Origin of the sequence: Zavarzinia marina (assembly GCF_021568905.1) — a bacterium.
GTDB lineage: Bacteria > Pseudomonadota > Alphaproteobacteria > Zavarziniales > Zavarziniaceae > Zavarzinia > Zavarzinia marina.
This window is the reverse complement of sequence record NZ_JAKGSB010000002.1, coordinates 1-14410: the sequence shown is the minus strand read 5'-3', so window position 1 is coordinate 14410 and position 14410 is coordinate 1. Positions and strand designations below refer to the sequence as shown.

The following is a 14410-nucleotide window of genomic DNA, read 5'->3' as shown; positions in this document are numbered from 1 at the left end:
GGGAGAAGGGGAACGGCGTCAGCCCGCCTTCACGAAGCGGCCGTCCTGATAGATCAGGGGCGCGATGTCGCCGAACAGGCGGACGTCGTCGACCTTGCCGACGAAGATCGTATGGGTGCCGTAGATCATCAGCGCGTCGACAAGGCAGAAGATGTTCGCCTGGGCATCGGTCAGATAGGGCACGCCATGGTCGTTCACGGCCCAATGGCCGGCGGTGAAGCGCTCCGGCCCCTGAAGCTTGCCGCCGAACGCGCCCGCCACCTCGGCATGGCTTTCGTTCAGCAGGTTGACGCAGAAGCGGGTGCCGGTCTCCAGGCTCGGGTGCATGGACGCACTCTGGTTGACGCAGACGAGAAGGGCGGGCGGATCGGCGGTGACCGACGTCACGGCGGTGGCGGTCATGCCCTGATGTTCCCCGCCGGCGCCGGTGGTCACCACCGTCACCGTCGCCGCCAGCCGGCGCATGGCGCCCTTGAAGGCGGTGACCAGGTCGAGCGCCGGGGCCGCCGTCGGCGCGGGAGAGGGGATCGTTTCGGCCATCTGCACTGTTCCTCGCGGCTTGCCGGACACGCCGAGGTTCGGCGCGTCCGGGCATCAATAGAGCCGATGTTCGCGCATCGAGGCAAGGCCGCCATCGTCCGCTTGTAGGTGATCGGAAAGGCGGCGGAATCGCGCGAATCCCGCGTCGCGGCGCCCGGATCGGCCCTTAGTCCGGACAGACGATGTCGCCCATCGGGGGGACTCCCATGATCCCATCCACTGAGGGCGGCCGGTTTTTCGCGGCCGCCGCGAACCGGAACCTGGATCGAGGAACACCCCATGGACGGCAGCAGCGACGTCACCCTGACCGCCCCCGACGCGGAAGAGATCATCCGCCGGGCCCGCGAAATCGTGCCGGTCTTGAAGGAACGCGCGGCCGCGACCGAAGCGGCGCGCCGCCTGCCCGCGGAGACCATCGCCGATTTCCAGAAGGCCGGCCTGTTCCGCGTGCTTCAGCCCAAGCGCTGGGGCGGTTACGAAATGCATCCGAACGTCTTCTACGACGTCCTGATGACGCTCGCCGAGGGCGACATGTCGGCGGCCTGGTGCTATGGCGTGATCGGCTGCCACAACTGGCAGATGGCACTGTTCGAGGACCAGGCGGCCCAGGACGTCTGGGGCGACGACAGCTCGGTCCTGATCTCCTCGACCTACATGATGACCGGCAAGGCGACGCCGGTCGAGGGCGGTTACCGCTTCTCCGGCCATTGGCGCTTTTCCTCGGGCTGCGAACATTGCGACTGGATCTTCCTCGGCGGCATGGTCGATCCCGAATCCGGCAACATGGACGCGCGCACCTTCCTGCTGCCGCGCAAGGACTACGAGATCGTGGATACCTGGAACACCCACGGTCTCAAGGGAACCGGCAGTCACGACATCAAGGTGAACGACGTCTTCGTGCCGGAATACCGCACCCACAAGATGGCCGACGCCCTGATGTGCATGAGCCCGGGCAATGCCGTCAACACGGCGCCCCTCTACAGGATGCCGTTCGCCCAGATCTTCATCCGCTCCGTCACCACCTCGGGCATCGGTGCCCTGCAGGCGATGGTCGAATCCTTCACCAAATACGCGGCGAAGCGCGTCACCGTGACCGGCGCCAAGACCGCCGAGGACGGCAGCGCACAGCTCACCCTGGCCGAGGCGGTCTCCGCGATCGACGAATTGAAGCTCGTCCTCAGGCGCAACATCGACCAGATGTACGACCAGGCGGAACGGGGCGAATTCACCGCGATCGAGGATCGCATGAAGTTCCGCTTCCAGGCCGCCCAGGCGCCGGACCGGGTGGTGGACATCGCCCAGCGCATCTTCAAGGCGGGCGGCGGCGCCGCCGTCTTCACCAAGGCCCTGCCGTTCAGCCGCATCCTCGGCGACCTGCAGACCGGACGCGCCCATGCGGCGGCCCAGGTCGATTCCATCGGCCGCAACTGGGGCGGCGTGATGCTGGGGCTCGACAACACCGACTACTTCATCTGATGCTGCGCTGATCGCGCACAAGGGAACCCGGCCTCGACGCCGGGTTCCGCCATAAGAGGTTCCGGGGTAGGAAGTGATGCAGCCGCTGCAATATCATTCGTTGAAGGTCGCCGAGATCGTCGAGGAGACGGCGGATGCCAGATCCGTGATCTTCGAGGTTCCGGTCGAGCTGCGCGATCGCTTCGCCTACAAGCCCGGGCAGTTCCTGACGCTCAGGGTCGGCGACGAGGGGGCGATGGTGGCGCGCTGCTATTCGCTGGCCAGCTCGCCCTTCACCGGCGAGGCACATAAGGTCACGATCAAGCGCGTCGCGGGCGGCCGCGCCTCCAACTGGGTGTGCGACAATCTGGTGCCGGGCGCCACTGTCGAGGTGCTGCCGCCGGCGGGCGTGTTCACGCCGAAGAGCCTCGACAGGGATCTGCTGCTGTTCGCCGGCGGCAGCGGCGTAACCCCAGTGATTTCGATCCTGAAATCCGCGCTGCTGCGCGGAAAGGGGCACATCGTTCTCGTCTACGCCAATCGCGACGAGAAATCGGTGATCTTCGGCGCGGAGCTGCGCGAGCTGGCGGCGCTGCACGCCGACCGGCTGACGGTGCTGCACTGGATCGAGACGGTGCAGGGGCTGCCTTCGGTCGAGCAATTGGGGGCCCTGATCCGGCCCTATGCCCCGAGCCACGACGCCTTCATCTGCGGCCCCGGCCCCTATATGGACGCCGTCGTCGCCGCCTTGACGGCCGAGGGCGTGGCGCGCCCGCGCATCCATCTCGAGAAATTCATCTCCCTCGACGGCGATCCGATCGCCGCCGTCGCCGCGATCGAGGCGGAAGCCGCCGCCGCCGCGGCCGAAGCCGAGAGCGGCCCGAAAGCGGAAGCCGAGGTCGTGCTGGACGGCGAGACCCATACCCTGGCCTGGCCGGCCAACCGCCATCTTCTCGACGTGCTGCTGGAGGCGGGGGTGAGCGCGCCCTATTCCTGCCGGATGGGCAGTTGCAGCGCCTGCATGTGCAAGCTCGAGGAAGGCGAGGTGAAGATGACCAAGAACAGCGTCCTCGACAAGACAGACCTCGAGGAGGGCTGGGTCCTGGCCTGCCAGTCGCTGCCGCTCAGCCCCAAGGTGAAAGTCTCCTTCCCCGAATAGGGGCACCGAACCGCATGGTAGTCCATGCAGACGATGATCGCTTGCGCCGTTCATCTAGGGTGACGAGACGACAAGAGTAACGGTCCCGGAAACGGTGCGGACCTTGAAACGGTGTGGGGAGGGAAGCGTGTACATCCGTGAATTGGGTTATGTGCTCGTCGGCTCGAGCGATCTCGGCCAGTGGCGGCAGTTCGCGACCGAGGTTCTCGGTCTGATGGTCGCGGAAACCACGGACGGCAACCTGCATCTGAAGATGGACGGGCGGCAGTTCCGCTTCCTGGTCATGCCGAAGGAGATGGACGGCCTGATCGCGTCGGGCTGGGAGGTGCAGGATCAGCCGGCCTTCCGCGCCATGCGCGCCTATCTGGCGGACAAGGGCGTCGCCCTGACCGACGGCGACGAGGACGGCGCCAAGCTGCGCCACGTGCAGGAATATTTCGCCTTCACCGATCCGGCGGGCAATGTCCACGAAGTCTATTGGGGGCCGATTTCCGACTTCGCGCGCTTCCACTCGCCGATCGGCGTCGCCGGCTTCGTCACCGAGGGCATGGGCCTCGGCCATGTCGTGCTGCCGGCCTTCGAGACCTTCGACGACACCCACGCCTTCTGGACCGAGACCGTGGGCTTCGGCCTGTCGGACATCCTGAAGATCTCCATGGTGCCGGGCATGCCGCCCATGCGCATCCAGTTCTATCACTGCAACCCGCGCCAGCATTCCCTGGCCCTGGCCGAAATGCCGAGCCCGTCGGGCTGTATCCACGTGATGATCGAGGTCGAGGATTTCGACGACGTCGGCAAGGCGCTGGACCGCGTGTCCTCGCATCAGGTGCCGGTGGTCATGGGCCTCGGCAAGCATGTGAACGACGAGATGATCTCCTTCTACATCATGACCCCCGGCGGCTTCGCGCTCGAATACGGCTGGGGCGGGCTGGTGAAGGACTGGACCCATCATCAGGTCTTCGAGACGACGGCGACCAGTCATTGGGGTCATCGCCTCGGCGGCTGAGGGCGAGATCGGACCGGCCGGATCCGCCTGCCGGACGGTCCGAGGGACGGGGGGCACCGCCGGGGTGGCCATCCGAGCCTCGGCCGGTCCGGCGGCGCCCCCCGATCCCGGTATCCGGCGGGGCCGCCGGGTTTCCGCCACGGTGGGCGGGGGTTTAACCGTTACGGGGCGGATTTGTGGCCTGGGCGCGTCGGGCCTATGGCGTCCGGCATGGGCGCGCCCGATCATTGCGCAAAACGGCGGCGCCCCGAAAACGGGGCGATAGGGAGGAATGGGGTCATATGGCCGGTCGAGCTCTGGGAATACTCATGGCGGCGTTCATCGCGGTGGTCGCCGTCTATGCCTTCTATCCGCGCAGCCTGCCCGAGTTTCCGGCGACCGCGATCAACGCCTCGCGCCTTCGCGTCAACGGTCTCGCCGAAGTGGGGACGCGTCTGGTGGCGGTCGGCGAGAGCGGCCACATCCTCATCTCGGACGATCGCGCCGCCTCGTGGCGCGATGCCGAGGTCGCGCCGCCCGACGCCTGGAAGCGGGTCGATTCCACCCTGACCAACGTCCGTTTCATCGACGACGATCTCGGCCTCGCCCTCGGCCACGACGGGCTGGTGTTGCGCTCCTCCGACAAGGGCGAGACCTGGAGCACGGTCCGCTTCAATCCGGAATATTCCGACCCGCTGTTCGACGTCTGCCGCACGGCCCGGGGCCCGATCTTCGCCGTCGGTTCCTTCGGCAAGCTGCTGCGCTCCACCGACCGGGGCGAGAGCTTCGATCTCGTCGACCTCGATGAACTGCTGCCCGACGGGCCGCATCTGAACGACATCGCCTGCGACGGCGCCGGCCACATCATGATCTCGGGCGAATTCGCCCAGGGCCTGCGCAGCGCCGACGGCGGCGAGACCTGGCAGCCCATGCAGCTTCCCTACAATGGTTCGCTCTACGGCGTGCTCGCGGTTTCGGGCGGGCGCTGGCTGATGTTCGGCATGCGCGGCCACATGTTCCGCAGCGACGATTTCGGCGAGACCTGGGCCGCTGTCGACAGCGGGGTCGAGACCTCGCTCTTCGGCGGGCTGAAGCTGGCCGACGGGCGCCTCGTCGTGTTCGGCCAGGGCAACACCATCCTGCTGTCCGAGGACGGCGGCGCCAGTTTCCGCGTGGAGCGGGAAGGCGGGCGCGAAAGCCTGACCACCGCCTTCGAAATCGCGCCCGACCGCCTCCTGTTCGGCGGCGAGAAGGGTATCTCGCAATTCACGCTGGGCCGCCCGGTCGCGGCGCTCGCCGGGGGGCAATGATCATGGCGGCAACCAAGGCCCATCAGTCGGGCGCGCATCAGTCGACCAGCTTCACCCGCCGCATGGTCGAGGCGACCTCCAACCTCCTTCTGCGCATGCGTTTCGTCGTCCTGGTGCTGGCCCTCGCGATCACCGGCTTCCTCGGCTATGAGGCGCGCAACATCCAGCTCGATCCGGGGTTCGCCAAGCTGATCCCGATCCATCACCCGTTCATGCAGGCTTTCGCCAAATACGCCTTCATCTTCCCCGGTCACAACCGGGTGGTGCTGAACCTGCACTGGAAGGGCGACGGCGACATGTACAACGAGGAATTCATGACGGAGATGGAGAAGCTCTCCAACGACGTCTTCTTCCTGCCCAATGTCGACCGCACCCGCGTCACTTCGCTGTTCTCGCCCTCGGTCCGCTACACCAAGGTGACCGAGGAAGGTTTCGTCGGCGCCCCGATCATTCCCGAAATCTTCAACAAGACGCCGGAACAGTTGGAACAGGTGCGCCGCAACGTCGAGGACGCGGGCATCATCGGCCGCCTGGTCGGCAACGACGGCCGCGACGCCATGATCATGTTCGAGATCCAGGAGAACGTGAGCGGCGAGCGCGTGCGCGTGAACTACTACGAGCTCGCCCACAAGCTCGACGAGATGCGCGCCAAATACGAGAACGAGAATATCGAGGTCAACGTCATCGGTTTCGTCATGATCGTCGGCGCGATCGTCGACGGCCTGCTGGGGGTCATGGCCTTCTTCGGCATCTCGTTCCTGATCACGACGGTGCTTCTCTACCTCTACTGCCGGTCGTGGAAGCTGACCGGCCTGTCGCTGGTGGTCGCCCTGCTGCCGGTGATCTGGCTGGGCGGGCTGCTGCCCATGGTCGGCGCGGGCATCGACCCGATCTCGATCCTGGTGCCCTTCCTGATCTTCTCGATCGGCGTCTCCCACGCCGTGCAGATGACGAACGCCTGGAAACAGTCGGTGATCGCCGGCAAATCCTCGGTCGACGCGTCGCGCCTCGCCTTCCAGGCCCTGTTCGTGCCTGGGGCCCTGGCGCTCATCACCAATGGCCTCGGTTTCCTCGTCATCATGCGCATCGAGATCGACATCGTGCGCGAGCTGGGCATGACCGCCTCCATGGGCGTCATGCTGATGATCGTCACCAACAAGCTGATCCTGCCGGTGCTGCTGTCCCTGGTGAGGCTCGAGAGTTCGGCCAAGAAGAGCGCCCATGCGGTCGACGACGGCGTCGAGGTGCGGAAGTCGTGGTGGGCGCTCTCGACCCTGGCGACGCGAAAGCCGGCGGCGGTGATCTTCGTCCTCTGGGCCGTGCTCGCCGTCATTTCGGCGATCTATGCCCGCGACCTGAAGACCGGCGATGTCGGCCAGGGCGCGCCGGAACTCTGGCCCAGCGATCGCTACAATGTCGACAATGCGGCGATCCTGTCGCGCTACGACATCGGCACCGACATATTGACCGTGATCGTCGAGACGGACGGCTTCACCGAAGCCTGCCTGTCCCACGACGTGATGTCGGCGGTCGACCGCTTCGATCTCTTCGCGCGCGGCATCAATGGCGTGCAGTCGGTGCTGTCGGTGCCGGCCATCGGCAAGATGGTGATCGCCGGCATGAACGAGGGCAATCCGCGCTGGGCCGGCCTGCCGCGCACCGAACGCGGGCTCGCCGTCGGCGGCTATGCCTACAACCCCGACATAGGCCTCAATACCGAGGGCTGTCAGGCGATGAAGGTGGACGTCTTCCTGAAGAACCACGACGGCGCCCTGGTCGCCCATGTGATGGAGGAAGTGCAGAAGTACCTCGCCACCGAGAACACGCCGAACGTCCGCTTCCTGCTGGCGTCGGGCAATGTCGGCGTGACCGCCGCCACCAACGAGGCGGTCGAGGAGGCGGAGCTCGAGATGCTGCTCTCGATCTTCGGGGCGATCTCGCTGCTGTGCTTCCTGACCTTCAGGTCGTGGCAGGCGGTGATCTGCATCATCGTGCCGCTGACCATCGTCTCGATCTTCTGCAACGCCCTGATGGCCAATCTGGGTATCGGACTGAAGGTCTCGACCCTGCCGGTCATCGCGCTCGGCGTTGGCGTCGGTGTCGATTACGGCATCTACATCTACGAGCGCCTGATCCACGAGCTGCGGCACGAAGGGCGGAACCTGCGCGATGCCTTCTACGAGGCGATGAAGCAGCGCGGCACCGCCGCCCTGTTCACGGCGATCACCATGTCGGTCGGCGTCTTCACCTGGGCCTTCTCCGCCCTGAAGTTCCAGGCCGACATGGGCATCCTGCTGTCCTTCATGTTCCTGGTGAACGTCTTCGGCGCGATCTTCCTCCTGCCCGCGCTGGCGGCCTGGCTGATGCCGGCGAAGGGCCTGGAGCCCGAGGCGGCGGAGGAGCCGGCGGTCGACGCGGCGGTCGCCTCCGGGCGCTGAAGGCGGCCGGACGGCAGGTTTCGAAGGGGCGCTCCGGCGCCCCTTCGGCGTTTTGGTGGCGCCGTGAAAACACTGTTTTGCCAACGGTTTACCGCCGGATCCGCGATCTAGTCTGTACGGACCATGCAGGGGTTCGCCATCGGCGCGATGGTGCACCCAAGTCGGGTTGAGCCGGCATCGAGCGGAGGAGACATCGTGAGCGCGCAGACCCCCATTCCCGTCGGAAAATACCTCGACCTCGAAGGCGGGCGACGGCTGCACTATCACGAGGTGGGCACGCCCTCGGCGGCGAAGCCGACCATCCTCTGCCTGCACGGCTCGGGCCCGGGCGCCAGCGGCTATTCGAATTTCAAGGGCAACATGGGCGTCTTCGCCGAGGCCGGCTATCACGTCCTGGTGCCCGACTACCTGGGCTACGGCCTCTCGTCCATGCCCGAGGACGCGGAATACACCACCGATCTCCACGTCGCCTGCATGAAGGCCCTGGTCGATGCCCTGGGTGTCACCCAGGTGGTTCCGCTGGGCAATTCCCTGGGCGGCGCCATCTCCCTGCAGTTCACCCTGACCTTTCCCGAACTGGTGCCGAAGCTGATCCTGATGGCGCCCGGCGGCCTGCAGGAACCGCAGGAATATGCCTTCACCATGCCGGGCGTGCTGCGCATGCTGCAGTTCGTCTCCAACCGGCCGTTCAACGAGCCGGATTTCCGGGATCTCCTCGGTCACCTGGTGCACGATCCGAAACATGTCACCGACGAGGCGGTCGCCGAACGTTACCCGGTTGCACTGCAACAGCCGATCCCGGTCTATGCCTCGATGCAGGTCGGCGTCTATGCCGATCGCCTGCACGAGATCAAATGCCCGGTGCTCGCCTTCTGGGGCACCCACGACAAGTTCCTGCCGGTCGCCCACGCCAAGATCCTGGCGGACGGGGTACCGGAAGCCAAGGTCATCATCTCCAACCAGTGCGGCCATTGGGTGATGATCGAGGACCGGGACTATTTCAACGCCGAATGCATCGCCTTCCTCGGACGGGAGCGGGCCTGACGCGGCAGTTCGATCCGGGGCGGGGGTATTTTTGCGCTTCGGGTGCAAATGGGGGTTGGGCGACGGAGAGCGCCGCGACCTAATCGACGGAACGGAAAGATCGCCCGAATGGGGCGGCGGATGGCAGGCTCGGGGGGACCGCAGAATGATACGAAAGGGTGGTAGACACATGAGGCGGCGGACCGCGGCCCGGACGGTGCTGGAGACGGCACTTCTGACGGGCCTGCTCGGCGCCAGCGGCTTCGCGCTCGCGGAAGTCTATGAATTCGACAATGGCGCCACCCTGTCGGTGAACATGACGACGGCCTATTCGATCGGCATGCGCGCGGAAGATCCGAGCCCGAAGACCATGGATCCGGAGACGGAATACGCCACGGTCTTCATCCTGCCCCAGGTGCCGCTGCTGCCCGTGCTGCAGGTCAGCACGGAGACCCCGAAGGTCTATAATTTCGACGATCCGAACCGGAACTTCAAAAAGGGCGACCTGATCACCAATGCCTTCTCCGCCCTGATGGAGGCCAATTTCCGTTACGAGAACATCGGCTTCAAGGCGAGCGGCAACGCCTTCTACGACTTCGTCTATCACGACAAGAATTCCAACGACGTCTCCTATCCGGACGGCATCAACAAGTACGAAGGCCCGCCGGACGAGTTCACCGGCCAGACGCGCTATGCCAATGGCGGCCGTTTCCGCGCCCTCGACTATTTCGCCTACGGCAATTTCGACGTCTTCGACACCAGCCTCAGCCTGAAGGTCGGCAGCCATGTCGTCTCCTGGGGCGAGAGCCTGTTCTTCGGCAACACGTCCTTTGCCCAGGGCGTCGCCGACGCCACCCGCGCCAACAGCCCGGCCGCGGAAGTGAAGGACATCCTGCTGCCCACGCCGCAGGTCTCCCTGAACTGGGGCGTGACCGACCGCCTCAGCCTGATCGGCTACTATCAGTTCGACTGGGAGAATACGCAGCTCGACGGCGTCGGCTCCTACTTCAGCCGCGCCGATCTGGTCGGCCCCGGCTCGCAGTTCGCCTACGGCTCGGTCAATCCGTTCCCCAGCGTGATCCAGCAATATGCCTCGGCCTGCACGCTCAGCCAGTCGATCCCCAATTGCGACACGCTGGCCATTCCCCAGCAGGTCGCGCAGCTTCTGTCGAACATCCTCAGCCAGAACGTGCTCGGGGTCGGCAATCCCGACGACCAGCGCTTCGACGTGCCCGTGATCGGCGAGAAGAAGCCGAACAATTCGGCGCAATGGGGCATCGGCTTCACCTATCTGCTGACGGATGCCATCAACACCGGCGTCTATTTCATCAAGTATCACGAGAAGAACCCGCTGCCGGTCCTCGATATCGACACGCCGCGGACCGACGTGTTCCGGCCCGGCACCGTGTTCGGCGCCGTCACCGATCTCGTCTGCGGCCTGCTGGGGCAGGATTGCGGCGGCATCGAGGACCAGGTCACGGGGTCGATCGACGACATCGTCGGCACCGTCGCCCCGCTCTATCTGCCCTACAGTTCGACCATCACCTATTTCGACGACGTGAAGCTCTACGGCTTCAGCGCCTCGACGTCGGTCGGCGCCATCAACTTCGGCTTCGACTTCGCCTATCGCCAGGATGCGCCGCTGCTGGTGGACGGCTACATCTCGGGCATCAAGGCGCCGCAGCCGGTGCGCGGCGACATCTGGCAGGCCAATCTGAACGCGCTCTCGGTGCTCGGCTCCTCGCCCTATTGGGACTCGCTCACGCTGCTCGGCGAAGTCAGCGTGAACCATGTGGTGCGGCACGATACGCTCTATCTCTACGACAGCGACGGCCAGCCGCTGCAGGACGGCAACGGCAACAACATCAACGCCTTCAACAAGCTCTCGGGCGACGAGACGTCCTGGGGCTTCCAGGGGCTCGCGGAATTCGCCTATACCGACGTCTTCCCGGGCGGCTGGGACATGTATGTTCCCGTCACCTTCGGCATCGCCTTCGGCGATCCGGCCTACAGCGGCGCGCTCGGCTCGCTGTCGGGCGCGGGCGACGTGCGGGTTTCGGCGGGGGTGAAGTTCCGCTACCTCAACAATCTCGAAATCGGCGTCGTCTACAATGCCTTCTTCGGCGACTACGATTCGACCTATACACCGCTCGTGGATCGCGACTATGTCATCGCGACCGCCAAATACACGTTCTGACCAATAACGGACAACGGAGGAGACACCATGGATCGCAGAACCTTCGTCAAGGGTGTCGGGACCGCCGGCCTGCTCGCCGCGATGCCGAAATTCGCCTTCGGCAAGGCCACGGCCGACGAGATCGGCCAGCTCGGCGCCTCGCTGACGCCCATGGGCGCGATCAAGGAAGGCAACGCCGACGGTTCCATCGCACCCTGGTCGGGAAAATGGCTGGGCACGCCGCCGGGCATTTCCTTCGCCGGCACCGGCAATCCGCTGCCGGATCCCTATGCCTCGGAACAGCCGCTGTTCACCATCACGGCGCAGAACGTCGCGAATTACGCCGACAAGCTGTCCGCTGGCCAGCAGGAAATGTTCAAGCGCTATCCGGAAACCTTCAAGATGCACGTCTATCCGTGCCATCGCGACTTCCGCTACAACGACTGGACCCACGAGCAGATCAAGCAGAACGCCCAGCTTTCGGCGCTGACGCCGAGCCAGGAAGGCGTGACCAACGTGAAGGCCGGCGCCGCCTTCCCGTTCCCGAAATCGGGCATCGAGCAGATCTGGAACATCATCACCGCCACCAAGGCCTTCACCGAGACCGGTACCTATGACGAGGCGGTGGTCTATCCCGACGGCAACATCGCCTGGGGCGCGCAGAAGTGGGACATCTATGCCCCGCCCTATGACCCGAGCGTGCCGCGCATCGACGGCTCGCCCCAGTCGTCCTTCGTGTTCCGCGAAACCACCAAGCCGGAGCGCGAGCGCGGTTCGATCGCCCTGGTCATCGAGGCCTGGGACTTCGACAACACGCCGACGCTCGCCTATCAGTACATCCCCGGCACGCGGCGCGTGAAGCAGGCGCCGGAAGTCTCGGGCGACTATCCGCTCGGCCCGGGCGGCTTCCACACGGTCGACGACACCCGCCTGTGGACCCAGTCGCCCAAGCGCTATACCTGGGAACTGGTGGGGCGGAAGGAAATCTTCGTGCCCTACAACAACTACAAGGTCGAGGATCCGAATGCGTCCTACAAGGAGATGCTCGGCACCTCGCATCTCAACCCGGACTTCATGCGCTGGGAACTGCACCGCGTCTGGGAACTGCGGGCGAAGCTGAAGGACGGCATCCGTCACATCTACGGCGCGCGCACCATCTATGCGGACGAGGATACCCATCTGCCGCTGCTGGCCGACATGTATGACGCGCGGGGCGAGCTCTATCGTTTCGCCCTCAATACCGTGTCCTACGATTACGCGGCGCAGATCTTCATGACCCGCGTGTGCTGCTATCACGATCTGGTCTCGGGCGCCTATATGGCCGATCGCCTGACCAACGAGATCCGCAACAAGCCGAAGTTCAACGAGGGCGGTCGCGATCCGGGCGACTACACCCCGGCCGAACTGAAGCGGCGCGGCGTCTGATCGTTTCCCTTCGCCGGCGGCCGCACCGGCCGCCGGCGTTTCCTTGAAAGCAGCAGCGATGGACCAGGATAGAGTCGCGGCGCTGGGTCTCGAGTTGCACGAGGCCCTGGTGGCGCGCCGCACCGTTTCGCCCCTGACCGGCCGGGGCTTCGAGATCACGGTCGACGACGCCTATGCGATCCAGACCGCGTTTCTGTCGCATCGGATCGCCGGCGGCAATCGTGTCATCGGCAAGAAGATCGGCGTCACCTCGCGCCCGGTGCAGAGCATGCTGGGCGTGACCCAGCCCGATTTCGGCATGCTGCTGGCCGACATGGCGGTGCCGGAGCGGGGCGACATTTCGATGTCGACCATGATCCAGCCAAGGGCCGAGGGCGAGATCGGCTTCGTCCTGAAGCGCGACCTGATGGGGCCGGGCGTCACCAATGCCGACGTGCTGCGCGCGACCGAGGGGGTGATCGCCTGCCTGGAGATCGTCGACAGCCGGATCACCGACTGGAAGATCGCGATCGCCGATACGGTCGCCGACAATGCCTCCTGCGGGGTCTTCGTGCTGGGCGACCGGCTGGTCGACCCGAGCCGCCTCGATCTCGCGCTCGCCGGCATGATCATCGAGAAGAACGGCCGCATCGTCGGCACCGGGGCCGGGGCCGCCACCCTGGATTCGCCGGTCAACGCCATGGCCTGGCTGGCCAATACCCTGGGCGCGCGCGGCATTCCCCTGAAGGCGGGGGAGGTGATCCTGTCCGGCTCCCTGGCGGCACTGATCCCGGTGGTGGCGGGCGACGCCATCCGCGTCTCGATCCAGGGCATCGGCACCTGCCATGCCAATTTCGTCCCGTGAGGCCGTCATGAGCGGACAGGATTTCGCGGGCCGCGTCGCCCTGGTCACGGGTGGCGCTTCCGGCATCGGGCGGGCCGTGGTCCGGGGCTTCCATGATCGCGGCGCCCATGTCGTGATCGCCGACCTGGACGAGACCAAGGGCCCGGCTTACGCCGCCGAATTGGGGGAGGGGGCGCTCTACGTCCGTCTCAACGTCGCGGATGAGGCGGACTGGACGGCCGCGACGGCGGCTGCGACCGCCCGCTTCGGCGGCCTCGACTTCGTCCTCAACGCCGCCGGCATCAGCCATACCGCCAGTGTCGCCGCCCTCGAGATGGAGGATTGGCAGACCATCGTCGGCGTCAATCAGACCGGCACCTTCCTCGGCTGCAAGCACGGCATCCAGGCGATCGCGGCGACCGGGCGGGGCGGGGCCATCGTCAACGTCTCGTCGGTTCAGGGCGTGCATGCTCATGCCGCCTCCTTCGCCTACAACACCACCAAGGCGGCGGTGCGCATGATGTCGAAATCGGCGGCGCTGTCAGGGGCGCTGTTCGACCCGCCGATCCGCTGCAACACGGTCATTCCGGGCTATGTCAGCACGCCCATGCTGGAACCCGTCTCCCTGCTGTTCGGCGGGCGCGAGGCGATGGAGGAAGCGATGACCCGCGACGTGCCGCTTGGCCGCATGTGCAGCGCCGAAGACATCGCCGAGGCCGTGCTGTTCTTCATGAGCGACAAGGCGGCCATGATCACCGGGGCCGAACTGGTGGTCGACGGCGGCCTGATCCTGCCCATGAACATGAGCTATCTGAAATAGTAACGCCTAAGGTTTCCGAAGGCGCCATTGTTCACGGTCGAGAACGGTCAATTCGCCCCTGTCGCCTTCCCGCTGGCGGGCCGAGCGCCTAGGCTTCAGATCAGAAAAGCCGGTCATGCCGGCCAAATGATAATCGGAGGAAGAGATGGACCGCTTTCTTGTGATATCGGGTGACGGGCATGCTGGCCTGCCGCCGGAGAAATACCGGGACTATCTCGACAGCAAGTATCACGCGGAATTCGACGAGCGGCTGCCG

At 65.5% G+C, this 14410-nt stretch carries 11 protein-coding genes; 10 read left to right on the top strand and 1 reads right to left on the bottom strand.

Annotated elements, in window-relative coordinates:
* Positions 1-18: 18 nt before the first annotated feature.
* Positions 19-540, bottom strand: a complete 522-nt coding sequence (locus L2U69_RS05910) for a flavin reductase family protein (protein WP_236105837.1) — start codon at positions 538-540, stop codon at positions 19-21.
* A gap of 279 nt (positions 541-819) precedes the next feature.
* Between L2U69_RS05910 and L2U69_RS05905 the strand changes: the two genes are divergently transcribed.
* From L2U69_RS05905 to L2U69_RS05860, 10 genes are all read left to right on the top strand, one after another.
* Positions 820-2016, top strand: a complete 1197-nt coding sequence (locus L2U69_RS05905) for an acyl-CoA dehydrogenase family protein (RefSeq protein WP_236105836.1) — start codon at positions 820-822, stop codon at positions 2014-2016.
* 76 nt (positions 2017-2092) lie between these two features.
* Positions 2093-3154 carry a ferredoxin--NADP reductase gene (locus L2U69_RS05900; protein WP_236105835.1) on the top strand — a complete coding sequence of 354 codons (1062 nt, stop codon included), beginning with the start codon at positions 2093-2095 and terminating at the stop codon, positions 3152-3154.
* Between the two features lie 127 nt (positions 3155-3281).
* Positions 3282-4160 carry a VOC family protein gene (locus tag L2U69_RS19230; protein ID WP_236105834.1) on the top strand — a complete coding sequence of 293 codons (879 nt, stop codon included), beginning with the start codon at positions 3282-3284 and terminating at the stop codon, positions 4158-4160.
* 308 nt (positions 4161-4468) lie between these two features.
* Positions 4469-5449 carry a WD40/YVTN/BNR-like repeat-containing protein gene (locus L2U69_RS05890; protein ID WP_236105833.1) on the top strand — a complete coding sequence of 327 codons (981 nt, stop codon included), beginning with the start codon at positions 4469-4471 and terminating at the stop codon, positions 5447-5449.
* Between the two features lie 2 nt (positions 5450-5451).
* Positions 5452-7887, top strand: a complete 2436-nt coding sequence (locus L2U69_RS05885) for an efflux RND transporter permease subunit (protein WP_236105831.1) — start codon at positions 5452-5454, stop codon at positions 7885-7887.
* 195 nt (positions 7888-8082) lie between these two features.
* Entirely contained in the window at positions 8083-8931 is an 849-nt protein-coding gene (locus tag L2U69_RS05880; protein ID WP_236105829.1) for an alpha/beta fold hydrolase, read from the top strand.
* Between the two features lie 169 nt (positions 8932-9100).
* Complete coding sequence (locus L2U69_RS05875; protein ID WP_236105827.1) at positions 9101-11107, top strand: DUF1302 domain-containing protein; 2007 nt, start codon at positions 9101-9103, stop codon at positions 11105-11107.
* A 27-nt stretch (positions 11108-11134) separates the two neighbouring features.
* On the top strand, positions 11135-12511 hold the full coding sequence (locus L2U69_RS05870; RefSeq protein ID WP_236105824.1) for a DUF1329 domain-containing protein: 1377 nt from the start codon (positions 11135-11137) through the stop codon (positions 12509-12511).
* A gap of 58 nt (positions 12512-12569) precedes the next feature.
* Positions 12570-13355, top strand: coding sequence for a 2-oxopent-4-enoate hydratase (gene dmpE / locus L2U69_RS05865; protein ID WP_236105822.1), 786 nt, complete (start codon positions 12570-12572; stop codon positions 13353-13355).
* 7 nt (positions 13356-13362) lie between these two features.
* Positions 13363-14154 carry an SDR family NAD(P)-dependent oxidoreductase gene (locus L2U69_RS05860; protein WP_236105819.1) on the top strand — a complete coding sequence of 264 codons (792 nt, stop codon included), beginning with the start codon at positions 13363-13365 and terminating at the stop codon, positions 14152-14154.
* The last annotated feature ends 256 nt before the right edge of the window (positions 14155-14410 follow it).

Bases quoted from the DNA above. Each gene is read 5' to 3' on its own strand.
- L2U69_RS05890 (WP_236105833.1), top strand. From the start codon at position 4,469: ATGGCGGCGTTCATCGCGGTGGTCGCCGTCTATGCCTTCTATCCGCGC.
- L2U69_RS05885 (WP_236105831.1), top strand. From the start codon at position 5,452: ATGGCGGCAACCAAGGCCCATCAGTCGGGCGCGCATCAGTCGACCAGC.
- L2U69_RS05875 (WP_236105827.1), top strand. From the start codon at position 9,101: ATGAGGCGGCGGACCGCGGCCCGGACGGTGCTGGAGACGGCACTTCTG.
- dmpE (WP_236105822.1), top strand. From the start codon at position 12,570: ATGGACCAGGATAGAGTCGCGGCGCTGGGTCTCGAGTTGCACGAGGCC.
- L2U69_RS05905 (WP_236105836.1), top strand. From the start codon at position 820: ATGGACGGCAGCAGCGACGTCACCCTGACCGCCCCCGACGCGGAAGAG.
- L2U69_RS05870 (WP_236105824.1), top strand. From the start codon at position 11,135: ATGGATCGCAGAACCTTCGTCAAGGGTGTCGGGACCGCCGGCCTGCTC.
- L2U69_RS05860 (WP_236105819.1), top strand. From the start codon at position 13,363: ATGAGCGGACAGGATTTCGCGGGCCGCGTCGCCCTGGTCACGGGTGGC.
- L2U69_RS05910 (WP_236105837.1), bottom strand. From the start codon at position 540: ATGGCCGAAACGATCCCCTCTCCCGCGCCGACGGCGGCCCCGGCGCTC.
- L2U69_RS05900 (WP_236105835.1), top strand. From the start codon at position 2,093: ATGCAGCCGCTGCAATATCATTCGTTGAAGGTCGCCGAGATCGTCGAG.